This window comes from Nocardia rhamnosiphila NBRC 108938, assembly GCF_000720425.1.
Classification (GTDB): Bacteria; Actinomycetota; Actinomycetes; order Mycobacteriales; family Mycobacteriaceae; genus Nocardia; species Nocardia rhamnosiphila.
Window position 1 is genome coordinate 419,971 of sequence record NZ_JOAJ01000008.1, and the last position, 25,617, is coordinate 445,587.

Genomic DNA, 25,617 nt, shown 5'->3' on the forward strand with positions numbered 1-25,617 from the left:
TGCGAGTGCCCGCCGCGCTCGGTACCTCCGTGCCCGATCGCCGTGGGTTCCGGCCGCTGCTCGCCCCGGCTGCACCGGGCCGGCACTGTCGGGCCCGGACATGGGCGTCTGTTCGCGTCCGGACTGTTGACGTCTCCCGGCTGCCGCAGGCCGGTGCCGGGACGGACCCGCCGGCGCGCGGAAGGTTGCGGCCGTGGCTGACGCGCGGATACCGGCGACCGACGTGCCCGCGGCCGGTGACCGCAAGGCGATCCTGCATCCGCATGAGCAGGAGCGGTACCGCACGCTGAACCGCCTGCCGGCCGGCGGCACGGTATCGGACTATGTCGACTGGTACTGGTCGGTGCGCTGGGATGTGCGCGGCCGGGCGCCCTACCACGCCGAGGTCCTGCCGTATCCCTGCGTACACATCACCTTCGAACGCGACGGCGACCGCCGCGGTGGGTTCGTCAACGGTGTCTGCACCAGGAAGTACGTGCGCGAACTGATCGGCCGGGGGGAGACCTTCGGCGTCCGATTCCGGCCCGGCGGGTTCGGGGCGTTCACCGGGCTCGATGTCGGTGTGTTCCGGGATCGCGCGGTACCGCTGGACGAGGTGCTGCCCGATACCGGCGACCTCGTCGACCGGGTACTCGCCGAACCGGGCGATCCCGGCCGACGCCGCCTGGTCGAGGACTATCTCCACACCCGCGCGCGCCGGGACGACCCCAACTACCGGCTCGTGCTGACGATCGCCGCCGCGATGGCCGGCGATCCCGACCTGACCCGGGTCGATCAGGTCACGGATCGATTCGGAGTACCGGTGCGCACGCTGCAGCGGCTGTTCCGCCGCTATATCGGTGCGGGACCGAAATGGGTGCTGCGGCGATATCGATTACAGGACGGAGCCGATCTACTGGCCCGCGGTCGTATCGCGGATCTGGGGGCCCTCGCGGCCGAACTCGGTTATTTCGATCAGGCGCATTTCACCCGTGAGTTCACGGCCGAAGTCGGAATGGCTCCCCTGGAATACGCCAAGAATTCGTTACGCTCGCGCGATGAGGTGACCTCCAAGGTCATGCCGGCCTCATAATCGGAGACGCCTCACGGGCGAAGCGGTACCGTCGGCGACAGATGAGGAGCTGTACATGGATGTCGTGGTGTTGATCGGCCGCGTGATGTTCGTCATTCTGTTCCTGAGTTCGGCGCTGGGGCATTTCACCCAGACCAAGGCCATGGCGGGGTACGCGCGGGCCAAGGGGGTACCGGTGCCGGAACTCGCGGTGCGGGGGTCCGGGCTGCTCATGCTGCTGGGCAGTATCAGCATCCTGTTCGGGATCTGGGCCGATGCGGGCGCCCTGCTGCTGCTGATCATGCTGGTCCCCACCATGATCATGATGCACGCTTTCTGGAAGGAAACCGAGGCCGAGGCCACCCAGGCGGAGACGATCCAGTTCAACAAGGACCTCGCACTCGCCGGCGCCTGCCTGATGTTGTTCGCGTTTTTCGCGCACACCGAGGAATTGGGCCTGACGATTACCGGTCCGCTGTTCTCCCTCTGATCGCGCCCGAAATGGTGCCGGTGCCCGCTGGATGCTGTGTACACCGGCACTGTGAGGAAAGTCCCACGGCGCCAAGGGTGTTCGCATTCCTTGTGACCCCTCACAGGTTTACCCGCGCCGGCGGGAGAAGTGCCAGGTAGACGCGGCATTCGTCGTTCGTCCGGGGTGAAATGTGAAACGACACCGCCGTAGAACGCGTCTGTGATGTACAACGAATCCGGATATTCGGGCCGGTGTTCCGGCTATGGTCTACGCAGTCGCTGCGCCGTCGCCCGACATTCCACGAGCAACCGGTGCAGCCGCGTTTATACCCCGCACAGTTGGAGGAGAGAATGACCGCCTACCGGACCATTGTCGTCGGTACCGACGGCTCGGACTCGTCGTACGTCGCCGTGGAAAAGGCCGCCTCACTGGCCGGAGCCGCGGGCTCGACGTTGATCGTGGCCTGCGCCTACTACCCGACCGACGACCGTGACGTCGCCGCCGCGAGCGATATGCTCAAGGACGAGGCGTACCAGGTTCGTGGTTCGGCGCCCACCAACGAGATCCTGCGCACCGCGCGCGACAAGGCCACTGCCGCCGGGGCCAAGGAGATCGTCGAGAAGGCCATTGTCGGCGAACCGGTCGAATCCCTGCTCGATCTGGTCAAGGAAACCCAGGCCGATCTGCTCGTGGTCGGTAACCGTGGCCTGAACACCCTGGCCGGCCGGCTGCTGGGCTCCGTGCCCTCCGATGTGGCGCGTAAATCGAAGTCCGATGTGCTGATCGTGCACACCGTGCGCTGATATCGCGATCGCGGACCATCCGCCCCGCCCGGAACTCGGCTTCCGGGCGGGGCGGCCGCGTTCCGGCGGCCTCACTCGGCCAGGCGGCGCAGTTCCGGTGGGAGATCGCCGCTGTGCACCACGGTGAGCCGTTGGGTGGCGCGGGTGATCGCGACGTACAGATCGTTGCGGCCGCGCGGTGATTCGGCGATCACCGCACCGGGCTCCACCAGGTACACCCCGTCGAACTCCAGACCCTTCGCTTCGGTCACCGTCAGCACGCGCACGTATTCGCTTGCCAGCCCGGATAATTCGTCCACCAGGGCGGCCGGTGTGAGTACCGCGGCGGTGCCCGGGCCCTGCTCCTCGGCGAGCAGACCGGAAAGTTTCGCCGACAGATGCGCCGCCGGGACCCGATGCGCCCGCGGCGGCACGCCCGAATCGCGGACCGAACGCGGCACCTCGGCGGTGGGGTCGATCGCAGCCAGTACGTCCGCCGCCACCGCCATGATCTCCGACGGGGTCCGGTAGTTGACGGTGAGCTCGGTGCGTTTCCACCGTGTGGCCACATACGGTTCCAGCATGTCCGCCCAGGCACTCGCGCCCGCCGGATCACCGGTCTGCGCGATATCGCCGACCACGGTGATCCATCGATTCGGGATCCGGCGCATCACCATGCGCCAGGCCATCTCCGACAGTTCCTGCGCTTCGTCCACGATCACATGCCCGTAGGTCCAGGTGCGATCGCCCGCGGCGCGTTCGGCGGTGGTCTGGCGATTGCGCACCTGCTGGCGCTCGGCCAGCTGGCTCGCGTCGATGAGGTCGTAGGCCATCAGGATCTCCGGGTCGAGTTCGTCCTCGAGGTCCTGCGGGGCCGATCCGGTCAGGATGTCCAGGGCGTCCTGCGCCTCGGCGAGCTGGGCGCGCCAGCGCCGCCGGGCGCGTTCGCGTTCCTCGGCGTCGTCGGTGCCCAGCAGTTCGGCGAGTTCGTCCAGCAGCGGGGCGTCGGCGGCACTGAATTCGCCGGTACCGGTGCGCAGCAGTTCGGCCCGGTCGGCCGGCTCGAGCACCTTACCGGCGGCGCGCTCCAGCCGGTCCGGGTCGGCGAACAGATCGCCCAGCACCTGCTGTGGCGTGAGCATCGGCCACAACTCGGCCAGCACGCGCTGGACCTTCTGGTCGGCGCGCAACTCGTCGCTGATCTCGGACAGATCCGCCGCGCTGAGCAGGCTGCGGCCGTTCCCGGCCGGGTCGGCGCCCATGGTCTGGGCGAGCTGGTCGGTGAGCGCCTCGATCACCATCGACGCGAAGATGGGCCGCGCCAGGTTGTGCGGGCGGCGTGAGGAGCGGGCCCGGCCGCGGGCCCGGGTGACGATCTTGCGGTCCAGGGTCACCGGGTAGCCGTCGAAGCTCAGGGTGATCGGTTCGCCCGGCACCTGCTGGCGGTCGCGTACGGCGTTCTTCAGGATTTCCAGCACACTCGTCGAGCCCTTCAGCTCTCCGGCGCGCAGGGAGTCGGTGAGCGTGGCCTTCACACCGGGGTACAGATCGCCGATGGTGGACAGCAGGACCCCGGTCTCACCGAGCGACGGCAGCACCTGACCGATGTAGTCCAGGAAGGTGGCGTTGGGGCCGATGATGAGTACGCCGCTCTTGGCCAGCTGCTGGCGATAGGTGTACAGGAGATAGGCGGCACGGTGCAGGGCGACCGCGGTCTTACCGGTGCCCGGCCCACCTTGCACGACGAGCACACTCTTGTGCTCGGCGCGGATGATGGCGTCCTGTTCGCTCTGGATCGTTTCCACGATGTCGGCCATCTGGCCGGTGCGGGCGGCGTTCAGCGCGGCCAGCAGGGCGCTCTCGCTGCCGACGCCGCCGTCGGAGGTCGTGACCCCGGCCCGGTGCGCGGCCTCGAGATCGAGGTATTCATCGTTGACCGCGGTCACCCGTCGGTTCCGGGAGCGGATGTGGCGACGCCGCCGCACTCCGTCCGGCGCCGCGGTGGTGGCCAGGTAGAACGGCCGCGCCAGCGGGGCCCGCCAATCGAGCAGCAGGGGTTCGTAGTCGTTGTCCTCGTCGAGGATGCCCAGCCGGCCGATATAGCGCTGTTCCGGATCCTCGTCCGCGGCGGTGAGATCGATGCGGCCGAAACACAGGCCGTGCTCGGCGGCGTCGTATTTGGCCAGGTCCTCGGTGTAGAGCTGCGTGAACGACTCCCGTTCGGTACGGGCCTGCGGGGTCCCCCCGGTTTCCAGCAGCACGGTGCGCAGCCGATTGTCGGCGTAGGCGCGCATCCCGTCGAGCCGCTCGTACAGCACCGACAGGTACGCCTGTTCGTGGTCGAGGTCCCGCGTCGCCGTATCCGGAGGCGCCACGTCGGGAGCCGGTTCGGTGGGGCGTTCCTCGGTGCGGTTGTCGGGCAAGTTCTGACTCCTTCTCACCCACGGCGGGACGGGCTCGGCGGGGCACGGCGGGATGGCGTGCACAGAGTTGTCGAGTCTACTGCGGGTTCGTATCGGATGTTGTTCGCGCAGGTCACACCGGCGCGATCAGGAGACGTGCGAGTTGTCGCCGCGCAATCCGCGCCCGCGCGTGCCATCGCGCCGGCTCGGCGATTTGGCCTCGTACATGGCCACGTCGGCATCATGCAGGACCGCTTCCGGAGTGCGCGTATCGCCGGGTTCCAAGGTGGTCACCCCGATGGACGCGTTCACCGCGATCCGGTGTCCCCGCGCGACGATCGGTTCGGCCATGGCGGCCCGCAATCGCCGGACCAGCGGTTCGAGCTCCTCGTCGCCGGGCCGCCCGGCCAGCAGGACCAGGAATTCGTCCCCGCCGAGCCGGCCCACCAGATCCTCGCTGCGCAACGCGCGCTGTAGTCGGTGCGCGACGATCCGTAGCACCGTGTCGCCGATGGCGTGGCCCATGGTGTCGTTGATCGATTTGAAGCCGTCGAGGTCGATGAACATCACCGTGGACACCCGGTGCGTACCGCTGGCCGCGAGCGCTCCGGACAGCTGCGACAGGATCAGCGACCGGTTGGCCAGGCCGGTGAGCGGGTCATGGGTGGCCTGGTATTCGAGCTGCCGGCGGCTGGCCAGGTATTCGGTGATATCGGCGAACGAGCACACCGCGGCCGTGCCCGGTTCGTCCGGGTTCAGCAGTCGGCTCGACACCGCCAGCCAGCGGCGCTGACCGTCGGGGCGGACGATCGCGAAGACGTACCCGGTGACGGTTTCGCCGGTGGCCAGGGTGCGCGCCACCGGGTGCCGTTCCTGGGGCATGGGTTGGCCGTTCGAGTCCAGTAGTTCCAGCGGCAGCGTGGTGATCTTGGAGCCCACCAGCGGTATCCGGTCGTCGATTCCGAAGATCCGGCGGGCGGCGGGGTTGGCCGAGGCGATGGTTCCGTCCCGATAGAAAACAGCCACCCCTTCCTCGAGCTGGGAGACCACCGTGGTGAAGTGCTGCTCGGCCCGCCGTTGGGCGCGTTCAGCGGCTTTCTGGGCCGTCAGATCGTGGATCACCACCTGGTAGGCGAGGCGATCGTGCCAGGCGGTGAGCACCGAGACGGTCTCCACCGGAACCTCGCGCCCGTCCAGTGCCAGTAACACCATCTCGGTGGGTTCGGACGCGTTACCCGTCGCGGTGAGACCGGCAATGCGCTCGTACATGGGCTGGCGGAAATCGGGATGCACGAAACGGGCGATGTGCTGCCCGAGGACCTCGGCCAGGTTCTTGGCGCCCATGATCCGCAGGGCTGCCGGATTGGCGTAGACGACGATGCCGCGTTCGTGCACACAGATGCCGTCGGGGGAGTGCTCGACCAGGGAGCGGTACCGATGCGCGAGTTGCTCGGCGGCGGACGCCCTGCGCTCTCCCATACCAACCCCCATCGTCGGCGGACCCGGACATTCAAACACGGCTCTACTCCGGTATCCACACGCATAAAATCGGACATAGTGGACGTGATCTGGATTGATCACGCCAAGACGTGTTCCCGGCGGTGCCGAGGGCGGGGACCGGCGAGGAGATTGTCATGGCGGGGACCGGATTCAGCATCGATCTTATGTCGATCATCGGGATCGGTGCGGTCACCGGATACGGATGGGGGCGAGAGACATTCTGGGAGGGAATCCTGAGCGGGCGCTCCGCGGCCCGATTCGAACCCGGCTACGGAATCGACCCCGCGACCGGGGGCTGGGCCGCGCTGGTCCCGGAGGGCGGTGATCCCGCCTACGGCACCCGGTACGGGCGTGCGGTATTCGCGGCGGTCGACGAGGCGGTGGCCGATGCCCGGGCCCGCGGCTGGGAACCCGGCCCGCGAGTCGGGCTGGTGCACGCGGCCGTGCTCGGCGATGTCCGGCACCAGCGGGACTTCTCCGGTCCCGCCGGCGCCGGGTTCCGCGGCCGGGATTTCCTGCGGCTGCTGCCGTCCACCCCGGTCTCGGTGGTGACCCAGGCGTTCGGGTTCACCGGCCCGGTGATGGGCGTGTCGGCCGCGTGCAGTTCGGCCAATGTCGCGATACTGCAGGCGCGGCTGTGGCTGGCCGCCGGCCTGGTGGACGATGTGGTGTGCGTGGCCTCGGACCTGTCGGGCACCCCGGAACTGGTGCGGCAGTTCGCGAAACTCGGCGCCGCGGTGGTCGATGTGGAATCGCTGCAGGGCTGCCGGCCGTTCCAGGAGGGCAGCCGGGGATTCAGTGTGGGGGAGGCGGCGGTGGGATTCGTCCTGAGTCGCGGATCCGGCGGGGCGTACGCCCGGATTCTCGGCGGAGCGATGAACAGCGAAGCGCACCACGTGGTCTCGGTGGAACCGAGCCACGACCGGATCGTGGACTGCGTACAAGGCGCACTGTTCGACGCCGGTGTCGGCGCGGCCGATATCGGTTACCTGAACGCGCACGGTACGGGGACCGCCCAGTGCGACCGGGCCGAACGCGATGTGCTTGCCCGCGTGTTCGGCGACCGGCCCGCAGTGTACTCGATGAAGCCGCTGGCCGGGCATTGCCAGTCCGCGTCGGGGGCCGTGGAGCTCGCGGCGGCGGCGCTGGGATACGAGCGCGGCATCGTCCCGGCGCCGCCGACGGTGGCGCCGGCGCATCCGCGGCTGTTGAACGGGCCGGCCCCGGCGGGTCCGGGGTTGACCGCGAAGCTGTCGCTCGGGATGGGTGGGAACAACTCCACGGTGATCCTGGGTCCGGCCGTCTGACGGCCCGGACCGGGTGGGAGTGGCCGGTGCCACGCCCCCTGGACACCCCGGGTTGGCCTACTCTGGACTGGTGAGCCCGTCCGGCCTGGCGCGTGCCGCCGGTTGCCGGCGCCCGCCCCGAAATCCTGCCGGGGCGCCCCGACGAGGGTAGGCGCGGCAGTCGGGTCACGCCCCGTGACCGCCCGGAACGGACCGTCCGGCGAAACTTGTCGGTGGCCGGTCCTACCATCACCGCGGGCCCGCCCTGTGGCCCGGGCCGCGGATACCGGCCGGGCGGATCGGGCCGTTCACCGCGCTGTCGCGGACACGGTGTGACCCACACGGTGCGACGGGCGCGGCGGCACCGGCAACGACGAACGATGACGAGAAGGGACCGACCTGGTGGCGGAACGCCTGACTGTGCGCGGAGCGCGGGAGCACAATCTCAAGGGGGTCGACCTCGATCTGCCCCGCGACAGTCTCATCGTCTTCACCGGTTTGTCCGGGTCGGGTAAGTCCAGCCTGGCGTTCGACACGATCTTCGCGGAGGGGCAGCGCCGCTACGTGGAATCGTTGTCGGCCTACGCCCGGCAGTTCCTCGGCCAGATGGACAAACCCGATGTGGACTTCATCGAGGGGCTCTCACCGGCCGTCTCGATCGACCAGAAATCGACCAACCGCAACCCCCGATCCACGGTCGGCACCATCACCGAGGTCCACGACTATCTGCGACTGCTGTACGCCCGCGCCGGTGTCCCACACTGCCCGGTGTGCTCGGAGCTGATCGCCAAACAGACCCCGCAGCAGATCGTCGACCAGGTCCTGGCCATGGAACCGGGTGTCCGATTCCAGGTGCTGGCGCCGGTGGTGCGCACCCGCAAGGGCGAGTTCGTCGACCTCTTCGACCAGTTGCACGCGCAGGGCTACGCCCGGGTCCGGGTGGACGGGGTGGTGTATCCGCTCACCGATCCGCCGAAGCTCAAGAAGCAGGAGAAGCACGATGTCGAGGTGGTGGTGGACCGCCTCGCCGTGAAACCGACCGCCAAACAGCGGCTCACCGATTCCATCGAAACGGCGCTGCGTCTCGCCGACGGCATCGTGGTGCTCGATTTCGTGGATCGGGACGAGCACGCGCACGACCGGGAGCGCCGCTTCTCCGAGAAACTGGCCTGCCCCAACGGCCATCCCCTCGATATCGAGGACCTCGAACCGCGTTCGTTCTCCTTCAATTCGCCCTACGGCGCCTGCCCGGACTGCACCGGTCTGGGTATCCGCAAGGAGGTCGATCCGGAACTGGTGGTGCCCGATCCGGAGCTGAGCCTGGCCGACGGGGCCATCGCGCCGTGGTCGCGCGGGCAGAGCGCCGAATACTTCCTGCGGCTGCTGTCCGGGCTGGCGGCGGCGCAGGGGTTCGACCTGGACACCCCCTGGCGGGACCTGCCGCCGCGGGCGCGCAAGGCGGTCCTCGAGGGCAGTTCCGACCAGGTGCACATCGTCTACACCAACCGCTACGGCCGGAAACGCTCCTACTATGCCGATTTCGAAGGGGTCATGCCTTTCCTGCAGCGGCGGCTGGACTCCACCGAGTCCGAGCAGATGAAGGAGCACTACGAGGGCTATATGCGCGATGTGCCGTGCCCGGTCTGCAATGGGGCGCGATTGCGGCCGGAGATCCTGGCGGTCACCCTCACGGCGGATGCGGAGCGGAAGTCGATCGCCGAGGTCAGCGAACTGTCCATCCGCGACTGCTCACAGTTCCTGAACGCGCTGACCCTGGGCGAACGGCAGGCGGCCATTGCCGGGCAGGTGCTCAAGGAGGTGCAGGCACGGCTGGGCTTCCTGCTCGACGTCGGCCTGGACTATCTGACGCTGTCCCGGGCCGCGGCCACCCTCTCCGGCGGTGAGGCGCAGCGCATCCGGCTGGCGACCCAGATCGGGTCGGGTCTGGTCGGGGTGCTCTACGTGCTGGACGAGCCGTCGATCGGCCTGCATCAGCGCGACAACCGCCGACTCATCGAGACGCTGACCCGGTTGAAGAACCTCGGCAACACCCTGATCGTGGTCGAGCACGACGAGGACACCATCCGGGCCTCGGACTGGGTGGTCGATATCGGTCCGCTCGCCGGCGAGCACGGCGGCCGGGTGGTGCACAGCGGCACCTACGCCGACCTGCTCACCGACGAGAACTCGCTGACCGGGGCCTACCTTTCGGGCCGGGAACGAATCGAGATCCCGCTGGTGCGGCGCCCGGTGAACAAGAAGCGGCGGGTCACCGTGGTCGGGGCGACCGAGAACAATCTGCGGAATATCGATGTGGCGTTCCCGCTGGGCGTGCTCACCGCGGTCACCGGTGTTTCCGGGTCCGGTAAATCCACGCTCGTCAACGACATCCTGGCGACCGTGATGGCCAACAAGCTGAACGGCGCCCGGCAGGTGCCGGGCCGGCACACCCGGGTCAACGGTCTCGATCAGCTGGACAAGCTGGTGCGGGTCGACCAGTCGCCCATCGGGCGTACGCCCCGGTCCAATCCGGCCACCTATACCGGGGTGTTCGACAAGATCCGCAGCCTGTTCGCCTCCACCACCGAGGCCAAGGTGCGCGGGTACCAGCCGGGCCGGTTCTCGTTCAATGTCAAGGGCGGCCGCTGCGAAGCCTGCTCCGGCGACGGCACGCTCAAGATCGAGATGAACTTCCTGCCGGATGTGTATGTGCCGTGCGAGGTCTGCCACGGCGCCCGCTACAACCGGGAAACCCTCGAGGTGCACTACAAGGGCAAAACCATTGCCGAGGTCCTCGATATGCCCATCGAGGAGGCCGCCGAGTTCTTCGAACCGGTGACCTCCATCCACCGGTACCTGTCGACCCTGGTCGATGTGGGGCTGGGTTATGTACGGCTCGGGCAGAGCGCGACGACACTGTCCGGTGGTGAGGCGCAGCGTGTGAAACTGGCCGCCGAACTGCAGAAACGCTCCAACGGGCGGACGGTCTACATTCTCGACGAACCCACCACCGGCCTGCACTTCGAGGACATCCGCAAACTGCTCGCGGTGATCAACGGCCTGGTGGACAAGGGCAACACGGTGATCGTCATCGAACACAACCTGGACGTGGTCAAGACCGCGGATTGGGTGATCGATATGGGTCCCGAAGGCGGTTCGGGCGGCGGCACGGTGGTCGGTGACGGGACACCCGAGGACATCGCGGCGAACGCCGGCAGCTACACCGGCCAGTTCCTGAAGGAAATCCTGGCCGAGCCGGCCGCCCCGGCACCCGCGGCCCCCGGGAAGGGCGCTGCGAAGAAGGCTGCCCCGGCAGCCCGCAAGACCGCGGCACCGGCGAAGAAGAAGACCGCCGGCCAAGCGGAAGCCACCGCGGCGGCACCGGACCCGCAGAAGGCGAAACGTCTCGCCCGCAAGGCTGCTGCCCTGCGCTGAGGGTGGAGTCGGGCCCGTCCGGCTCGGTGCCGGGCGGCCCCGACAGGCAACTGCTCTCGATTCTCGGCGTCGGTGACTGCCTACGCCGCGGAGCCGGTCGCGCCGATTCGGCGGGACCGGCGGAGATAGCCGAGTTCCGCGAGCCCGGCCGCACTCGCCTCGACGGAACTCCTGCCCGCCGGCGACGACGTCCGGGCCCGCTGATACCCACGCCACGCCGCCTCGGAAACGGTCGGTTGCTGGTGTGGATTGCGAGGAGTTCGAGGTACGCGCTGCCGGTCCGGAGTCGGACCGGGTCGGTGGCCGGGGGCCCGAGTGCGGGGACCGTAACGCTCGGTCGTGCCGGCGGCCGCCGGGCAGCGAACGGGAGGCTTCCGTACTCGGTACCGCCGGTCGACAGGAATCGGCCCGGCGAGCGGAGATATCCGGTGGGGACGCCGCCCATTCATCGGTCGGGGCCGGACACCCGGGGAGGTCAGTAGACGGGACCGGTGTACTTCTCACCCGGGCCGGCGCCGGGCGCGTCGGGTACGGCCGAACTCTCCCGGAATGCCTTCTGCAGTGACTGCAGCCCCTCCCGCAACGGTCCCGCGTGCGGCCCGAGGTATTCCACCGAGGCGGTGATGAGTCCGGCCAGCGCGGTGATCACCCGCCGGGCTTCGTCCATATCGCGGCGCGGGCTGTTGTCCGGATCGTCGTCGCCGAGCCCGAGTTTCTCCGCCGCCGAGCTCATCAGCATCACGGCGGCACGGCTGATCACCTCCACGGCGGGGATTTCGGCCAGTTCGCGCACATCGCCTTCGGGCTGTTCGGTCATGATCCCAGGCTAGAGAACCGCCGGCGGGGGTCAGCTCACCGGTCCGGCGGCGCGCAGCATGCGCAGCTGGCCGATCTCGGTCACGTTCTTCATCAGTTCGGCATCGACCCATGCGGCCAGATGCCCGACGGTCAGTCCGGCCTCCGCCGGCCAGGGGTAGGAGGTGGCGGCATCGAGTTCCGCCTCGCCGGCGCGGTCGAGCACCATGAGCCATTGCTCGCGCAGGGTGTGCAGCCGGGCGAGGGCCGCGGCGATATCGCCCGCCCAGTACACCTCGGTGCGCTCGGGTACCGGCCTGCCCTCGGCGTGCGCGACGGCCGAACTCCACCACCAGTCGATATGCCAGGTGAGCCAGCCGATGGTCGGCACCGGTACGGGGTCTGGTTCGGTCTCCGCGAAATCCGGGCGCCAGCGGCCGTCGGCACCGCGGTGCACCGTCCAGCTCACCGCGGCGGGCGTCCAGTGCGTATCGTCGTCGGTCAGTGCCTCGAAATGCAGCTGGGACAGCGACCAGACCAGGTCGAATTGCCAGCGCAGCAGGTCACGTCGGCTGCTCATGGGCGTCGAGCCTGGCACGCTGCCGACCGGCGGGGCAAGCGGTTTACCGCGGGGCCCCGGGGGCGCGATTCGCCGGATCGGAACCCCGGCTGTTAGACTTTTCGGCGACGACCGCCCCGGTCCTGTCCGGGGCAGACAAGTGGAGCCCGACTCCCACCGTTGCCGGCGAGTGATCGCCTGGTCAAACGGTCCGGTCACCCGCCCTTCCCGGGCGGGTTCGCGATCCCGCTCCGGCGTGATCGCGGCGTAGGCGTATACGACCTGCGTGGACCGGTCGACATCGGGCCTCGTGGCGGTGAAATACCGCACCGGGGCCTTCGTGTTGAACAAGGGGTTCATTGCGAGCGGTCGTCGGACGACACCGCTAGACCTAGGAGGCCCCATCAGCACTGAGACCCGCATCAACGATCGCATCCGTGTTCCCGAGGTCCGGCTCATCGGACCCGGCGGTGAACAGGTTGGGATCGTGCGTGTTGAAGATGCACTACGCGTCGCCCTGGAAGCAGACCTCGACCTCGTAGAGGTCGCGCCGGACGCACGTCCGCCGGTCTGCAAGATCATGGACTACGGCAAGTTCAAGTACGAGACCGCGCAGAAGGCGCGCGAGTCCCGGAAGAACCAGGTCCAGACCGTGATCAAGGAACAGAAGCTGCGGCCCAAGATCGACGATCACGACTACGAGACCAAGAAGCGCAATGTGGTGCGCTTCCTCGAGGCGGGGTCGAAGGTCAAGGTCACCATCATGTTCCGGGGGCGCGAACAGTCCCGGCCCGAACTCGGTTTCCGGCTGTTGCAACGGCTGGCCTCCGACGTGGCGGAATTGGGTTTCGTCGAGACCTCGGCCAAGCAGGACGGTCGCAACATGACGATGGTCCTCGCCCCGCACAAGGGCGCGAAGACGCGGGCCAAGGCCGCCGAGGATTCGGTCCGGTCGCAGCCCGGCAGCGCGGCGCCGAATGCCGGTCGGCCGGTCGCGCAATAACAACGGCTTCTGCCGTGAACACTGCGGCGCTCCGCCGCACATATCGCGGCGAACGCCGCAGCGGTATTGCGTCGAGCCCGCAATAACGCTGATCAGTACACCTGGTCCGCCCCTGCGCGGGCACGACACAGATTGAGGTTGCCATGCCGAAGATGAAGAGCCACAGCGGCGCTTCGAAGCGTTTCAAGGTGACCGGTAAGGGCAAGCTGCGCCGTCAGCAGGCCAACCGCCGGCACCTGCTCGAGCACAAGCCCACCCGCCGGACTCGTCGTCTGGACGGCACGGAGTCGGTCGCCGCGTCCGACGTCCGCCGTGTGAAGAAGCTGCTGGGTATCTGATCCCCTTTCCGGGACCGATACCGTCCGGTACCGCATCCGCGACCGGACGACGAAGAACCGACCCACTCGGGTGCGCTCGACCGGGCACCCCCAAGATCGATTAGGACTGACCAGTGGCACGCGTCAAGAGGGCCGTCAACGCTCAGAAGAAGCGCCGTTCCATCCTCGAGGCCTCCAAGGGCTACCGCGGGCAGCGCTCGCGCCTGTACCGCAAGGCCAAGGAACAGCAGCTGCACTCGCTCACCTACGCCTACCGGGACCGCCGGGCCCGCAAGGGTGATTTCCGCAAGCTGTGGATCGCCCGGATCAACGCCGCGGCCCGCGCCAACGACATCACCTACAACCGTTTCGTGCAGGGCCTGAAGGCCGCCGGTGTGGAGGTCGACCGTAAGAACCTCGCCGAGCTGGCCGTCTCCGACGCCGAGGCGTTCGCCGGTCTGGTCGCCGTCGCCAAGGCCGCGCTGCCCGAGGATGTCAACGCCCCGGCTGCCTGAGTCGTATTCCGGCCGCGGACGCGATATCCGCACCGACGTGCGGAAGGCCCTCTCCCTCGGGAGGGGGCCTTCCTGCTGTCCGGAGCAAGGCGTAGTGAACGACACCCGCGACGGCGGGGCTTCGGCCGGACCTGCCGGTCACGCGTTGGCGCGCTCGTCGAGATGTCGCGCTTCGGTGTTCTTCAGGGCGCGTTCGAGCGCATCACCCACGCGCCGGATATCGGCGTCGGTGAGTCCGTTGAACAGGTCGGTCGCAACCCGGCCGAAGGTGGGAACGAGAGCGGGAATCAATTTTTGCCCGGTATCGGTGAGTTCGAGGACCACCGACCGCCGGTCGGTGGTTCCGCGGTGCCGCCGGAGCAGGCCTTTCACCGCGAGTCGATCGATGAGCCGGCTGGTTCCGGCGGTATCGGTACCCAGTAGCACGGCCAGCCGGTTCGGGCTCGTCTCTCCGCCGGCGAGGTTGATCATCAGGGCGGCCTGCTGGGCCGTCACGTCGTGGGGAGCGAGCTGCCGGTCGAGCAACCTCGTCAGTGTCCGCGCCGTGTCGTGCAGCAGGGAAGCGGTGCGCAGGGCGGTGGAGTTCTCCATCCGCCAATATTAGCTGTCTAGACAGTAATTGTCATGACAGTTGATCGGCCCTCTTGTGCTGCGATGCCTCTTGGGCAATACTTAGCCAAATGGCAAAGTATTCGGAGTCGCTGGACGGTGTGTTCGCCGCACTGTCGGACCCTTCCCGGCGGTGGGTGGTCCAGCGACTCGGCGCCGGTCCGGCCAGCGTCGGCGAACTGGCCCGGGATCTGCCGATCACCTTGCCGTCGTTCATGAAGCACCTGCGGGTGCTGGAGAACAGCGGGCTGATCCGGACGATCAAAACCGGGCGGGTGCGCCGGTGCGAACTCGATCGCGACCGGTTCGCACTGATCGACGGCTGGCTGGCCGAACAGCGCAGCGTCTGGGAAGACCGCACGGACCGACTCGAACAATTCCTGCTGACAACCGAGGAGCCCACCGATGAATCCTGATCTCGATCTGTCTCTGCACCGGGTGATCCATGCGCCGCGCGGCAGTGTGTGGAACGCGTGGACCGACGCCGGCAGCCTCGCCCGCTGGTGGCTGCCCGCCCCGGCCCGCTGCCGGGTCGAACGGCTGGAGGTCCGCCCGGGCGGCGCCTTCGTGACCAGGATGAGCGCGGACGGCGGCGATTTCGTCCCGCATCTGGATGCCTGCTTCCTCCTGGCCGACGAACGGGAACGCCTGGTCTTCACCACCGCGCTCGACAGCGGCTGGCGGCCGGCCACCGGAGAGATCGTGATGACCGCGGAGATCACTCTGCGTGACCACCCGGACGGTACCGACTATCACGTCCTGGTCCGGCACGGCGATCCGGCCGCGCGGGCCCGGCACGAGGAACTCGGTTTCGCGCACGGGTGGGGCACGGTCACCGATCAGCTCACCGCGCTCGTCGAGAGCGAGGTGCGGGCATGAAACTCGTGCTCACCGAATTCCTCACCCTCGACGGAGTCGCGCAAGGGCCGGGCTCCCCGGCCGAGGACACCAGCGACGGTTTCGACCGTGGCGGCTGGCTGGTCCCGCATCTGGACGAGGTCTTCGTGCGGCGGACCTCCGAGTGGCTCGACGCCGCCGACGGACTGCTGTTCGGCCGCCGCACCTATGAAGCCTTCGCCCGCGACTGGCCCGCGATCACCGACCCCGCCGACCCGTTCGCGAAGCGGATGAACACCCTGCCGAAATACGTGGTCTCCAGCAGCCTGACAGAGGGGGAGTGGGAACCGACCACCGTGCTGGCGGGGGACCCGGTCGCCACGGTCGGGGAGCTGTTACGGCGGCCGGGACGCGAACTGCAGATCCACGGCAGCTCCCGGCTGGGCGACGCCCTGCTGGCCGCCGGGCTGGTCCATACCGTCCGGTTGGCCGTCGCGCCCACCGTGCTGCGGACGGGTCGGCGGCTGCTCACCGGCGCCGGACCGGCCACGGGTCTGCGCCTGACCCGCCACGAGGCCACGCCCAGCGGCCTGCTCCTGCTCGAATACGAGGTCACCGGCCCCGCGCCGCTCGCCGAATTCGACGGTGTCTCCCAGTTCGCCTGAAACAAGACGGTGTCTCCCAGTTCGCCTGAAACAAGACGGTGTCTCCCGGTTCGCCTGAGACAACTCGCACGTGTCACCGGCCCGCTCGCACCAGGGCCTCGAATCCGGGGCGCGGGTGCGACCGGGTTGATACCGTGGCTGCTCGCAACGACGAGGCCGAGGAGCGATCATGAACCGTAGGATGTTGAATATTGTTGCTGTGGGTGCCGTTTCGCTGGCGATCGGCCTGCCACCGGCCTCGGCTGCCGCAGCGGAGACCGCGGTGCGGCCCGCCCTGCCCGCGGAGCGGATCGAGCCGACGACGGCACCGTTCGATCCCATCTGCCCGCTGTGTTTCGTACGCGAATTCCTGGAGACCTTCTCCTAGTCTGCTCCGGGATGCCCGGCGCCGAGTTCCGCGGACCAGCCGTCGGCCCAGGCCGAGAGCGGCCGGAGATGGCCGAGGAGCCGGCCTCCGGGCTCGGTGAGCGTGTACCCCGCATCGACTCGTTCGACGAGACGGGTTTCGGTGAGTTCGTGCAGTCGGCGGGTCAACAGGCTGGAGGACATGTTGTCGCACCGTGCCCGCAGATCGCGGAAGGTCAGGGGGTGCGCGGCCGAGTGCAGTTCCCACAGCACGCGTAGCGCCCAGCGCCGGCCGATCAGATCCAGTAGCGCCATGACCGGCCGGCCGGTGGACGATCCGCGGACCGGCCTTCCGGGTTCGGGGATCGAGGACACGGAATCGGCTTTCATTCGGGCCGCACGGGCAGCGGTGAGCGCTCGAGCCGGGTTCGCATCGCGGTAATCGCCGTGTGCAGCACCGCCAACGGCCGGAGGAACAGCGTGATGTGGACGAGCCGCCCGGTCGAATCGCGCTCTTCGTGGAGGAGGCCGTGGAGCTCGTCGCCGCCGATGGATGCGGCGAAGCGGCTGAACGTGGTGGTTTCGCCCTCCTGCTGTTCGATCAGGCCGGGGTTTTCGATGACCTCGCCGATCGTTGCGAGTATGTGCAGCGCCGCGTCCCGTCCGCGATAGTCGGTCACCGGGCTGGAGAACACCACTGCGTCGGCGACGGCCGCCGCCAGCTCGTCGGTTCTACCGGTCCGCCATGCCGTGAGCACAGGTGAAGTGGTTCGCATGCCTCTAAAATAGAGGCATGTGGGGGGTTTGTCACCGAGCGCACGGCGGTGGCGGCCCGCCGCTGCGGGCGCCGGCACCCTCTACGATCTCCTGGTGCCCGACCGATATGAACCCATCGACGTGCGGAATCCCCGCGTGGTCGCCGCCGTCAAACTCCATCGTGGCGTAGCGCGCAAGCGGGCCGGCAGATTTCTGGCCGAGGGCGCGAATTCGGTCGGCGCCGCCCTCGCGGCCGGCCGGGTCCGCGAACTCTTCTACTCCGCCGAGGGCGCGACCCGCGAGCATGCGCTGATAGCCGGAGCCGAGGCCGACGGTGTGCGCACCACGCTGGTCTCCGACCGGGCCGCGCAGGCGCTGGGGGAGACGGTCACGCCGCCCGGTCTGGTAGCCGTCTGTGATCTCGTCGATGTACCGCTGGACCGGATTCTGGCCACGGATTCCGGAGCGAGTGTTCCGCGAATACTGGCGGTGCCGGTGGCGATCGCCGATCCGGGCAATGCGGGCACCCTGATCCGGGTGGCCGACGCGGTCGGCGTGGACGCCGTGGTGCTGGCCGGGGACAGTGTGGATCCGCACAACGGAAAATGCGTACGTTCCTGCGCGGGCAGCCTCTTCCACGTCCCGATCGTGCGCGCCCGCGATACCGCCGGGGTGCTGGACCGTATCGAGGCCGCGGGTATCACCACCGTGGCGACCACCGCCACCGGCGAAGTCGATCTCGAAGACGCCGGCGACCTGTTCACCCGGCCGGTCGCCTGGTTGTTCGGTAACGAGGCCCACGGCCTGGACCCGGAGGTCGCGCGCCGGGCCCGGCACCGTATCCGGATCCCGATCCGGGGTCGGGCCGAAAGCCTGAACCTGGCCACGGCCGCCGCGATCTGCCTCTACGCGAACTCGCGTACCCGCTTCGGACGCGGCTGATCAGGCGTCGGCCGAGGTGAGCCGGTTCGGTGCGGAGCGGCGATTCACATTCCGTGCTCGTACAGATCGGTGAGGATGTCCTGGGCCCAGTCGGCCGCGATGGCCTCCGGGCCGGTGACCCGCAGCGCGGCCATCACGGTGAGCAACATGCCGGTCGAGAGGAATCGCCGGGTATCGGCGACCGGCGCGCCGGTGAGTTCTCGGACGAGCCGGTAGATGCGGCCGTACCGGTCGCGGATGACCGGGCCGACCTCGGGATCGCCGGCCGCCGCGAAGGCGTGCAGGAGCACCTGCAGCAAGGTGCGCTCGGCGAGGAATTGCTCATAGGCCTCCGACAGCGCGCCCAAGCCGGTTTCCGGTCCGGCCCCCGCGGCGGCCTCGGAGAAGACCTCCTCGATGCGATCGCAGACCTGGGCGACGGCAGCGAGGAACAGACGCTGTTTGGAACCGAAGAGGCGGATGACGTACGGCTGAGAGACGCCGGCCCGGCGGGCGATCTCGTCGGTCCGGGTGGCCGCGTAGCCGGATTCCGCGAAGGCCTCGACCGCCGCGGTCAGTACCTGAGCCCCCCGTTCGCCGGCGGTCATCCTGGTCCGGCTCGTCGATTCCGGCATGGTCCTCCTCGTCGTTTCGTTCGCTCTTGACATGTTATCAGTCGATGCATACCGTCGTAACCAGATTAGTTATCAGTCGATTACAACAAGGACTGGAAATGACCGAGACCTTGACCTCACCAGCGACGACACCACTCGCGCCCCCGGTGGCCACACCGGCGGCCGGCCCCGGCCGGCGGCCGCTCGCCGCCGTACTCGCCGCGGTCGGTATTCCGATGTTCATGGTCACGCTGGACAATCTGGTGGTCACCAACGCGCTCCCGGTGATCCGCGCCGAACTGAACGCCTCGCTCGGCGACCTCCAATGGTTCGTCAACGCCTACACCCTGTCGTTCGCCGCCCTGTTGCTCACCGCCTCCGCCCTCGGCGATCGGCTGGGCCGCCGCCGCGTGTTCCTGGTGGGTATCGCGGTGTTCACCGCCGCCTCGGCGGCCTGCGCGCTCGCCACCGATCCGGCGATGCTGGTCGCCGCGCGGGTGGTGCAGGGCTTCGGCGGCGCCGCGGTGATGCCGCTGTCGTTGACCCTGCTCTCCGACGCGGTACCGGAGCGGCTGCGCAGCGCGGCCATCGGGATCTGGGGCGGTATCGCCGGGCTCGGCGTGGCCGTCGGCCCGCTGCTCGGCGGCGCCGTGGTCGACGGATTGAGCTGGCAGTGGATCTTCTGGGTCAATGTGCCCATCGGCGTCCTGGTGCTGCCGCTGGTGGTCTGGACACTGCGTGACTCGCGGGGCGGCGGCGGCCGCCTGGACCCGGTGGGACTGGTCCTGGCTTCGGCGGGCGTGCTGGCGGTCGTCTGGGGCATCGTGCACGGCGCCGACGACGGCTGGAATTCGGGCGGGGTGCTCACCGCGCTGATCGGCGGCGCGGTACTGCTGGGCGCGCTCATCGCCTGGGAGAACCGGGCCGCGGCCCCCATGCTGGCGCCCCGGCTGTTCCGGATCCGGGCCTTCGGCGTCGCCAATGTGGTGGCCTTCGCCTTCTCGATCGGCGTTTTCGGGTCGATCTTCCTGCTCGCCCAGTTCTTCCAGGTGGTGCAGGGGTACAGCCCGTTCGAATCCGGTATCCGGACCATGCCGTGGACCATGGCGCCGATGGTGGTGGCCCCGCTCGCGGGCCTGGTGATCGACCGCGTCGGGGCCCGGGTCCTGCTGGTCACCGGGCAGACGCTGCTCGCGGTGGCGCTGGCCTGGATGGCCGCCATCACCTCGGTGGACCTCGGCTACGGCACGTTCGTGGCGCCGCTGCTGCTCGCGGGAGTGGGGATGGGCCTGACCTTCGCGCCACTGGCGACAGTGGTGATGGGGGCCGTACCGGAGGCGGACCGTTCCGTGGCCTCGGGCACCAACAACACGGTGCGCGAGGTCGGCGTGGCGGTGGGTATCGCGGTCCTGGCCTCCGTATTCGCCTCGTACGGTGCGTACACGGACCCACAGAGCTATGTGGACGGGCTGGTACCGGCGGTCTGGGTCGGGGCGGGGATCGTCGCGGCGGGGGCGCTGGCCGCCGCACTGCTCCCGGGCCGGGCGACCGTGCGGGAACCGGTGAGCTGACGAGTAACGTCCGCACCGGCGGGCGGAACCCGGTACCGGACGAATCGATCGGCGGCGCGCACCGGCGCGTCGCCGATCAGCGTTCGCGGACCGAGACCAGCGATTCCGTGGCGCCGGCGGGAACGGCCGGGCCGGGCGTGCGCTGCCGCCGGCTCGCCGTCGCGTACAGCACGACCAGCAGCAGGCTGAACCAGACGTAGCCGTTGCCGATCACCTTGTCCCAGGCCGACCAGTCCAGCTCCCGGCCGTCGTTACCGGGCAGGTCGCTGTGTTTGGCCAGCACGAAGACCACCGCGGTCGCCACCGCCGCGGCATACCAGCCGCGCGCCTGCGACCAGGGCCGGATTGTCGCGTAGCCGATCATCGCCAGTAGCGCGGGCGCCACCCATACCCAGTGGTGCGACCAGGAAATGGGCGAAACGAGCAACGCCACCACCGCGTTGACCGCCAGCGCGATCATCGGGGGTGTCCCGGTGCGCCGGATGGCCGCCACCGCCACCGCCACGAGCGCGAGGGCGGCGAGCAGCCACAGCGCGGTGGCCAGGGTGCCGGTGACCTCGAATCGGGCCAGCACGGCCTGGATGGACTGGTTGGTCTGGAACTCCGAGCCGCTGAGCCCACCGACATTGCCGAAGCCGCCGAACCAGTACCGCACCGATTCGTCGGGCATCACCGCGAAACCGATCGCCGTGGCGATCGCACCGCTGATCGCGGCCGTCGTGGCGGCCTTGTAGTCCTTGCGGATGAGGAAATACAGGACGAAAGCCGCCGGGGTCAGTTTGATCGCCGCGGCGATACCCAGCAGCATCCCGCGCGGCCAGCGCGGATTGCGGGTCAGGCAGTCGGCGGCGACCAGACCCATCAGGATCAGGTTGACCTGGCCGAAATCCAGGGTGGACCAGACCGGCTCGAGCAGCAGCGCGAGCGGGGTCGCGGTCGCGGTGACCACAAGGGCGAGTTTGCGCTGGTCCTGACGCGGCCAGACCTGCCGGGCCACCAGGAACAGGGTCATCGCCAGCGCGCCGATGGAGACCACCAGATAGGCGATCACCGAGGCGGCCCACGGCAGCAACGCGTAGAGCCCGAGCGCCAGCGCGGCGAACGGCGGGTAGATGAACGGAAGGCTGATATCGGCGGCCGTCTCCGGGAGATGACCGTAGAGATCGCCGCCGGCCCGCCACTCCTCGACCCCGAGCCGATAGACCTCGAGGTCGATGTACTCGCCGCTGATGGCGCGGAACGGATCGATCGGGTGCGACATACACACCCACGTCACGACCACCGCCAGGAGCGGCAGCAGCCAGACCGCCTGCCGGCGGGCACGTCCGGCGAGCGTCTCGGTGCGGGTCAAGGCGTTCGTCATCGGAGGGGACTTTACCGGTTGACGGTGTCGGTGTACCGGGCAGTGAGCGGCGGGGGATATCGGCGTGAGCCCGGTGGGGGCCATCGAATACGATTCCACCAGCAGCAATACGGGCGCCGGAGCCGACCGCGCCCGCTCACCGATGCCCAGGGGAGAGACGAGTAGACCGTGGCCGACGACACCGACGCAGGCGCAGCGACCGGCGGGCAGGAATCCGCCCTCACCGAAGAAGCCCTGGCCGCCGCGGCCGCGGCGGCCGAGAAGGACTTCGCGGCCGCTGCCGATCTGGACGCGCTCGCGAGCGCGAAAACCGAGCATATGGGCGGCCGGTCGCCGATCGCGCTGGCCCAGCGGTCGCTGGGATCGCTGCCCAAAGCGGAGAAAGCCGACGCCGGTAAGCGGGTGAACAAGGCGCGGGCGCGGGTATCGGAGGCGTTCGAGGAACGGCAGCGGACGCTGCTCGCCGAACGTGATGCCGCGGTGCTGGTCGCCGAGGCGATCGATGTCACGCTCCCGGCCGACCGGGGGCCGGTGGGTGCCCGGCATCCGATCACCGTCATCTCCGAGCAGGTCGCCGATGTGTTCGTCGGAATGGGCTGGGAGATCGCCGAGGGACCGGAGGTGGAGACCGAGCATTTCAACTTCGACGCGCTCAACTTCCTGCCCGACCACCCCGCGCGCACCATGCAGGACACCTTCCATATCGCACCGGCCGGTTCGCGCCAGGTGCTGCGCACCCACACCTCCCCGGTGCAGGTGCGGTCCATGCTGGAACGCGACCTGCCGATCTATGTGGTGTGCCCGGGGCGCACCTTCCGCACCGACGAGCTCGATGCCACCCATACTCCGGTGTTCTCCCAGGTCGAGGGGCTGGCCATCGATAAGGGCCTGACCATGGCGCATCTGCGCGGCACGCTGGACGCGTTCGCGCGGGCCCTGTTCGGTCCCGAGACCACCACCCGGATCCGGCCCAACTACTTCCCGTTCACCGAACCCTCGGCCGAGGTCGACGTCTGGTTCCCGGACAAGAAGGGCGGCGCCGGCTGGGTCGAATGGGGTGGTTGCGGCATGGTCAACCCGAAGGTGCTGATCGCCAGCGGGATCGATCCCGACGAGTACAGCGGCTTCGCGTTCGGTATGGGGCTGGAGCGGACGCTGCAGTTCCGCAACGGCATTCCCGATATGCGCGACATCGTCGAGGGTGATGTGCGGTTCACCCTGCCCTTCGGTATCCGGTCCTGACCTTTTTCGAGCGAGAGAGCGAACGTCACAGTGCGAGTAGCGCAGTCCTGGCTGACCGAAACGATCCGCCGCACCGTCCCCGACTGGGAGGTGACGCCGGAGGAACTCGACGCCGGATTCGTCCGGGTCGGGCTCGAAGTCGAAGAGGTCGACGAGCTGGAACGAGTGGGCGGGGATATCGAACACCCGCTGGTGGTCGGCCGGGTCGCCGAGATCACCGAGCTCACCGAGTTCAAGAAACCCATCCGGTTCTGCAAGGTCGATATCGGCGCGGAACACCTGCAGGAGATCGTCTGCGGAGCCAGTAACTTCGCGGTCGGTGACCTGGTCGTCGTGGTGCTGCCCGGCGGTGTGCTGCCGGGGGGGTTCGCCATCTCCTCCCGCAAGACCTACGGCCATGTATCCCACGGCATGATCTGCTCGGTCGCCGAACTCGGTATCGGCAAGGACCATTCGGGCATCCTGGTGCTGGAACCCGGCACCGCAGAACCCGGTACCGACGCCAACGACCTGCTCGGTCTCGGCGATACCGTCATCGAACTGAACATCACCCCCGACCGGGGCTACTGCTTCTCGGTCCGCGGCCTGGCCCGCGAACTGGCCTGCGGTTTCGATCTCGAATACGCCGACCCGGCCGTGCGCACGCTCCCCGAGGGGCCCGAGGCCTGGCCGGTGGACGTGGTACCGGAATCGGGCTGCACCCGCTTCGGTGTCCGCCGGGTCACCGGGATCGATCCGCACGCGGTGAGCCCGTGGTGGTTGCAGCGCCGGTTGCTGCTGGCGGGCGTGCGGCCCATCTCCCCGGCGGTCGACGTCACCAACTACGTGATGCTGGAACTCGGGCAGCCGCTGCACGCCTTCGACGCGGCGAAACTCGGCGGCGGTCTGGTGGTGCGCCGCGCGCGCCCCGGTGAGACCCTGCGCACTCTCGACGAGGTCGAACGTGAACTCGACGCCGAGGATGTGGTGATCGCCGACGACACCGGGGTGGTCTCGCTGGCCGGTGTGATGGGTGGCGCGTCCACCGAGGTGAGCGCGGAGTCCACCGATATCGTCCTCGAGGCCGCCACCTGGGATCCGCTGTTCATCTACCGCACCGCCCGCCGCCACAAATTGGTGTCGGAGGCGAGTAAACGCTACGAGCGGGTGGTGGACCCGGAACTGAACCTGGCCGCGCTGGACCGGGCCGCGTCCCTGCTCGCGGAGATCGCCGGCGGCACGGTGCAGCCCACGCTCACCGATATCCGGCTGCCGCTGACCCCGCCGGCACCGATCCGGATGGATATCGACCTGCCCGACCGGGTGGCCGGTGTCCAGTACGCTCCCGGCACGTCCGCGCGCCGCCTCACCCAGATCGGCTGCCATGTCGAGGTGGCGGTCGACGAGACCAGCGGCCACGGTCAGCTGGTGGTGACGCCGCCGAGCTGGCGGCCGGATCTCGACCAGCCGGCCGACCTGGTGGAAGAGGTGCTGCGGCTCGAGGGTCTGGAACAGATCCCGCTGGTGCTGCCGCAGGCGCCCGCCGGGCGCGGCCTCACCGCGGTGCAGCGCCGCCGCCGCGCGGTGAGCCGGGCGCTGGCCTTCGCCGGCTGTGTCGAGGTGCCGCCGCCGGTGTTCCTGCCCGCGGGGGTCTTCGACACCTGGGGACTGGACGCCGACGACCCTCGCCGCACCACCACCCGGGTACTGAACCCGCTGGACGTCGAGCGCGCCGAGCTCGCCACCACGCTGCTGCCGGGCCTGCTGGAGATCGCGGTCCGCAATATCTCCCGTGGCGCCCGTGATCTGTCGCTCTACGGGATCGCCCAGGTCGTCCTGCCCGGCCCGGGCACCGCGCCGGTGGCGCCGCTGCCGGTGGACCGCCGCCCCACCGACACCGAGGTCGCCGAACTGCTGGCCTCGCTGCCCGATCAGCCCCAGCACGTCGCGGTGGTGCTCACCGGCCGCCGGGAACCCCGCGGTCCGTGGGGTCCGGGGCGGGCGGCCGAAGCCGCCGACGCGTTCGCGCTCGCCGATGTGGTCGCCGAGGCCGCCGGGGTCGAACTCGAACGCCGGCCCGGCAAGCAGCTGCCGTGGCATCCGGGGCGGTGCGCCGAGCTGACGGTGGACGGTGTCGTGATCGGCTACGCCGGCGAACTGCATCCCGGAGTACTGGAGCGCTCCGGTCTGCCGCCGCGCACCTGCGCCCTGGAACTGGATCTGGACGCACTGCCGCTGCGCGAGGCCCGGCCCGCGCCGGCCATCTCGCCGTTCCCGGCCGTGCTGCAGGACGTCTCGGTGAGTGTGGCGCACGATGTTCCCGCGGCGGAGGTGGAGACCGCACTGCGATCCGGTGGCGGGGAACTGCTCGAGGATATCGCGTTGTTCGATGTGTACGCGGGTACGCAGGCCGGGGAGGGGCGTAAATCGCTCACCTATGCCCTGCGTTTCCGGGCCACCGACCGCACTCTCACCGAGGACGAGGCCAGTGCGGCGCGCGATGCCGCCGTGGCCGCCGCGGCGGACGCGGTGGGCGCGGTGATCCGGTCCTAGGAGAGCCGTTCTCCGGCAACGTGGTCGGTCCGTCCGAACGGGCGG

At 69.0% G+C, this 25,617-nt stretch carries 25 protein-coding genes; 16 read left to right on the top strand and 9 right to left on the bottom strand.

Annotation, left to right across the window (positions count from 1 at the left end; translation table 11 throughout):
• The first annotated feature begins 193 nt into the window (after positions 1-193).
• From IG75_RS0126390 to IG75_RS0126400, 3 genes are all read left to right on the top strand, one after another.
• Positions 194-1,072 carry a helix-turn-helix domain-containing protein gene (locus tag IG75_RS0126390; RefSeq protein WP_245713200.1) on the top strand — a complete coding sequence of 293 codons (879 nt, stop codon included), beginning with the start codon at positions 194-196 and terminating at the stop codon, positions 1,070-1,072.
• A gap of 55 nt (positions 1,073-1,127) precedes the next feature.
• Positions 1,128-1,541 carry a DoxX family protein gene (locus tag IG75_RS0126395; RefSeq protein ID WP_030523718.1) on the top strand — a complete coding sequence of 138 codons (414 nt, stop codon included), beginning with the start codon at positions 1,128-1,130 and terminating at the stop codon, positions 1,539-1,541.
• 332 nt (positions 1,542-1,873) lie between these two features.
• Entirely contained in the window at positions 1,874-2,326 is a 453-nt protein-coding gene (locus IG75_RS0126400; protein WP_030523717.1) for a universal stress protein, read from the top strand.
• A 71-nt stretch (positions 2,327-2,397) separates the two neighbouring features.
• Here the strand turns inward: IG75_RS0126400 and IG75_RS0126405 are convergent, their stop codons facing one another.
• Both IG75_RS0126405 and IG75_RS0126410 read right to left on the bottom strand, forming a co-directional pair.
• Positions 2,398-4,680 (bottom strand): HelD family protein, encoded by a 2,283-nt coding sequence (locus tag IG75_RS0126405; RefSeq protein WP_030523716.1) that lies wholly within the window; start codon positions 4,678-4,680, stop codon positions 2,398-2,400.
• 174 nt (positions 4,681-4,854) lie between these two features.
• Complete coding sequence (locus IG75_RS0126410; RefSeq protein ID WP_030523715.1) at positions 4,855-6,186, bottom strand: diguanylate cyclase domain-containing protein; 1,332 nt, start codon at positions 6,184-6,186, stop codon at positions 4,855-4,857.
• Between the two features lie 155 nt (positions 6,187-6,341).
• On the opposite strand from IG75_RS0126410, the gene IG75_RS0126415 reads away from it, so the two are divergent.
• Together IG75_RS0126415 and uvrA are read left to right on the top strand one after the other, a co-directional pair.
• Complete coding sequence (locus IG75_RS0126415; RefSeq protein WP_245713199.1) at positions 6,342-7,514, top strand: beta-ketoacyl synthase N-terminal-like domain-containing protein; 1,173 nt, start codon at positions 6,342-6,344, stop codon at positions 7,512-7,514.
• Positions 7,515-7,895: 381 nt separating this feature from the next.
• Positions 7,896-10,928 carry an excinuclease ABC subunit UvrA gene (gene uvrA, locus IG75_RS0126420; protein WP_030523713.1) on the top strand — a complete coding sequence of 1,011 codons (3,033 nt, stop codon included), beginning with the start codon at positions 7,896-7,898 and terminating at the stop codon, positions 10,926-10,928.
• Between the two features lie 475 nt (positions 10,929-11,403).
• Here the strand turns inward: uvrA and IG75_RS0126425 are convergent, their stop codons facing one another.
• Together IG75_RS0126425 and IG75_RS0126430 are read right to left on the bottom strand one after the other, a co-directional pair.
• Positions 11,404-11,745 carry a DUF1844 domain-containing protein gene (locus tag IG75_RS0126425; protein ID WP_030523712.1) on the bottom strand — a complete coding sequence of 114 codons (342 nt, stop codon included), beginning with the start codon at positions 11,743-11,745 and terminating at the stop codon, positions 11,404-11,406.
• Between the two features lie 30 nt (positions 11,746-11,775).
• Positions 11,776-12,303: a DinB family protein gene (locus tag IG75_RS0126430; RefSeq protein WP_030523711.1), complete on the bottom strand. Its 528-nt coding sequence runs from the start codon at positions 12,301-12,303 to the stop codon at positions 11,776-11,778.
• 337 nt (positions 12,304-12,640) lie between these two features.
• Here IG75_RS0126430 and infC point away from each other — a divergent pair, with 337 nt between their 5' ends.
• The 3 genes from infC (at position 12,641) to rplT (ending at position 14,117) form a co-directional block, all read left to right on the top strand.
• Positions 12,641-13,285, top strand: a complete 645-nt coding sequence (gene infC, locus IG75_RS0126435; RefSeq protein WP_030523710.1) for a translation initiation factor IF-3 — start codon at positions 12,641-12,643, stop codon at positions 13,283-13,285.
• A gap of 143 nt (positions 13,286-13,428) precedes the next feature.
• Complete coding sequence (rpmI, locus tag IG75_RS0126440) at positions 13,429-13,623, top strand: 50S ribosomal protein L35 (protein WP_030523709.1); 195 nt, start codon at positions 13,429-13,431, stop codon at positions 13,621-13,623.
• Positions 13,624-13,736: 113 nt separating this feature from the next.
• Positions 13,737-14,117 (top strand): 50S ribosomal protein L20, encoded by a 381-nt coding sequence (gene rplT / locus IG75_RS0126445; protein WP_030523708.1) that lies wholly within the window; start codon positions 13,737-13,739, stop codon positions 14,115-14,117.
• Positions 14,118-14,255: 138 nt separating this feature from the next.
• Here the strand turns inward: rplT and IG75_RS0126450 are convergent, their stop codons facing one another.
• Positions 14,256-14,708, bottom strand: coding sequence for a MarR family winged helix-turn-helix transcriptional regulator (locus tag IG75_RS0126450; protein WP_051714926.1), 453 nt, complete (start codon positions 14,706-14,708; stop codon positions 14,256-14,258).
• Positions 14,709-14,797: 89 nt separating this feature from the next.
• Between IG75_RS0126450 and IG75_RS0126455 the strand changes: the two genes are divergently transcribed.
• The 4 genes from IG75_RS0126455 to IG75_RS39325 all read left to right on the top strand — a co-directional run bounded on the left by IG75_RS0126455 (position 14,798) and on the right by IG75_RS39325 (position 16,595).
• Positions 14,798-15,142, top strand: coding sequence for an ArsR/SmtB family transcription factor (locus tag IG75_RS0126455; RefSeq protein WP_030523706.1), 345 nt, complete (start codon positions 14,798-14,800; stop codon positions 15,140-15,142).
• Entirely contained in the window at positions 15,132-15,605 is a 474-nt protein-coding gene (locus tag IG75_RS0126460; RefSeq protein WP_030523705.1) for an SRPBCC domain-containing protein, read from the top strand. The genes IG75_RS0126455 and IG75_RS0126460 overlap by 11 nt, the downstream gene beginning before the upstream one ends.
• The gene (locus IG75_RS0126465) at positions 15,602-16,228 is read left to right on the top strand and encodes a dihydrofolate reductase family protein (RefSeq protein ID WP_030523704.1); all 627 of its coding nucleotides are present in this window, start codon (positions 15,602-15,604) and stop codon (positions 16,226-16,228) included. Before IG75_RS0126460 ends, IG75_RS0126465 begins: the two co-directional genes overlap by 4 nt.
• 199 nt (positions 16,229-16,427) lie before the next feature.
• On the top strand, positions 16,428-16,595 hold the full coding sequence (locus tag IG75_RS39325) for a hypothetical protein (protein ID WP_156059134.1): 168 nt from the start codon (positions 16,428-16,430) through the stop codon (positions 16,593-16,595).
• Here IG75_RS39325 and IG75_RS0126475 read toward each other — a convergent pair.
• Both IG75_RS0126475 and IG75_RS0126480 read right to left on the bottom strand, forming a co-directional pair.
• On the bottom strand, positions 16,592-16,948 hold the full coding sequence (locus IG75_RS0126475) for a winged helix-turn-helix transcriptional regulator (RefSeq protein ID WP_246872180.1): 357 nt from the start codon (positions 16,946-16,948) through the stop codon (positions 16,592-16,594). The two genes, IG75_RS39325 and IG75_RS0126475, sit on opposite strands and share 4 nt — an antisense overlap.
• 11 nt (positions 16,949-16,959) lie before the next feature.
• Positions 16,960-17,253 carry a hypothetical protein gene (locus tag IG75_RS0126480; protein WP_156059132.1) on the bottom strand — a complete coding sequence of 98 codons (294 nt, stop codon included), beginning with the start codon at positions 17,251-17,253 and terminating at the stop codon, positions 16,960-16,962.
• Between the two features lie 190 nt (positions 17,254-17,443).
• On the opposite strand from IG75_RS0126480, the gene IG75_RS0126485 reads away from it, so the two are divergent.
• Positions 17,444-18,271: a TrmH family RNA methyltransferase gene (locus tag IG75_RS0126485; protein WP_030523701.1), complete on the top strand. Its 828-nt coding sequence runs from the start codon at positions 17,444-17,446 to the stop codon at positions 18,269-18,271.
• Between the two features lie 44 nt (positions 18,272-18,315).
• Here IG75_RS0126485 and IG75_RS0126490 read toward each other — a convergent pair whose 3' ends face one another.
• Positions 18,316-18,885, bottom strand: coding sequence for a TetR/AcrR family transcriptional regulator (locus tag IG75_RS0126490; RefSeq protein ID WP_030526021.1), 570 nt, complete (start codon positions 18,883-18,885; stop codon positions 18,316-18,318).
• Between the two features lie 98 nt (positions 18,886-18,983).
• On the opposite strand from IG75_RS0126490, the gene IG75_RS0126495 reads away from it, so the two are divergent.
• The gene (locus tag IG75_RS0126495) at positions 18,984-20,435 is read left to right on the top strand and encodes an MFS transporter (protein ID WP_030523699.1); all 1,452 of its coding nucleotides are present in this window, start codon (positions 18,984-18,986) and stop codon (positions 20,433-20,435) included.
• 76 nt (positions 20,436-20,511) lie between these two features.
• Here IG75_RS0126495 and IG75_RS0126500 read toward each other — a convergent pair whose 3' ends face one another.
• A complete protein-coding gene (locus IG75_RS0126500; protein WP_051714927.1) occupies positions 20,512-21,798 on the bottom strand; it encodes a glycosyltransferase 87 family protein in 1,287 nt (428 codons plus the stop codon).
• Positions 21,799-21,966: 168 nt separating this feature from the next.
• Here IG75_RS0126500 and pheS point away from each other — a divergent pair, with 168 nt between their 5' ends.
• Together pheS and pheT are read left to right on the top strand one after the other, a co-directional pair.
• Complete coding sequence (pheS, locus tag IG75_RS0126505; protein WP_030523697.1) at positions 21,967-23,040, top strand: phenylalanine--tRNA ligase subunit alpha; 1,074 nt, start codon at positions 21,967-21,969, stop codon at positions 23,038-23,040.
• A gap of 30 nt (positions 23,041-23,070) precedes the next feature.
• Complete coding sequence (pheT, locus tag IG75_RS0126510) at positions 23,071-25,572, top strand: phenylalanine--tRNA ligase subunit beta (protein WP_030523696.1); 2,502 nt, start codon at positions 23,071-23,073, stop codon at positions 25,570-25,572.
• Positions 25,573-25,617: the final 45 nt, after the last annotated feature.

Excerpts from the sequence above, each read along its gene's own strand:
- IG75_RS0126395 (WP_030523718.1), top strand. The coding sequence starts at position 1,128 with ATGGATGTCGTGGTGTTGATCGGCCGCGTGATGTTCGTCATTCTGTTC.
- IG75_RS0126400 (WP_030523717.1), top strand. The coding sequence starts at position 1,874 with ATGACCGCCTACCGGACCATTGTCGTCGGTACCGACGGCTCGGACTCG.
- IG75_RS0126410 (WP_030523715.1), bottom strand. The coding sequence starts at position 6,186 with ATGGGAGAGCGCAGGGCGTCCGCCGCCGAGCAACTCGCGCATCGGTAC.
- IG75_RS0126415 (WP_245713199.1), top strand. The coding sequence starts at position 6,342 with ATGGCGGGGACCGGATTCAGCATCGATCTTATGTCGATCATCGGGATC.
- IG75_RS0126425 (WP_030523712.1), bottom strand. The coding sequence starts at position 11,745 with ATGACCGAACAGCCCGAAGGCGATGTGCGCGAACTGGCCGAAATCCCC.
- IG75_RS0126430 (WP_030523711.1), bottom strand. The coding sequence starts at position 12,303 with ATGAGCAGCCGACGTGACCTGCTGCGCTGGCAATTCGACCTGGTCTGG.
- rpmI (WP_030523709.1), top strand. The coding sequence starts at position 13,429 with ATGCCGAAGATGAAGAGCCACAGCGGCGCTTCGAAGCGTTTCAAGGTG.
- IG75_RS0126450 (WP_051714926.1), bottom strand. The coding sequence starts at position 14,708 with ATGGAGAACTCCACCGCCCTGCGCACCGCTTCCCTGCTGCACGACACG.
- IG75_RS0126455 (WP_030523706.1), top strand. The coding sequence starts at position 14,798 with ATGGCAAAGTATTCGGAGTCGCTGGACGGTGTGTTCGCCGCACTGTCG.
- IG75_RS0126460 (WP_030523705.1), top strand. The coding sequence starts at position 15,132 with ATGAATCCTGATCTCGATCTGTCTCTGCACCGGGTGATCCATGCGCCG.
- IG75_RS0126465 (WP_030523704.1), top strand. The coding sequence starts at position 15,602 with ATGAAACTCGTGCTCACCGAATTCCTCACCCTCGACGGAGTCGCGCAA.
- IG75_RS0126490 (WP_030526021.1), bottom strand. The coding sequence starts at position 18,885 with ATGCCGGAATCGACGAGCCGGACCAGGATGACCGCCGGCGAACGGGGG.
- IG75_RS0126495 (WP_030523699.1), top strand. The coding sequence starts at position 18,984 with ATGACCGAGACCTTGACCTCACCAGCGACGACACCACTCGCGCCCCCG.
- IG75_RS0126500 (WP_051714927.1), bottom strand. The coding sequence starts at position 21,798 with ATGACGAACGCCTTGACCCGCACCGAGACGCTCGCCGGACGTGCCCGC.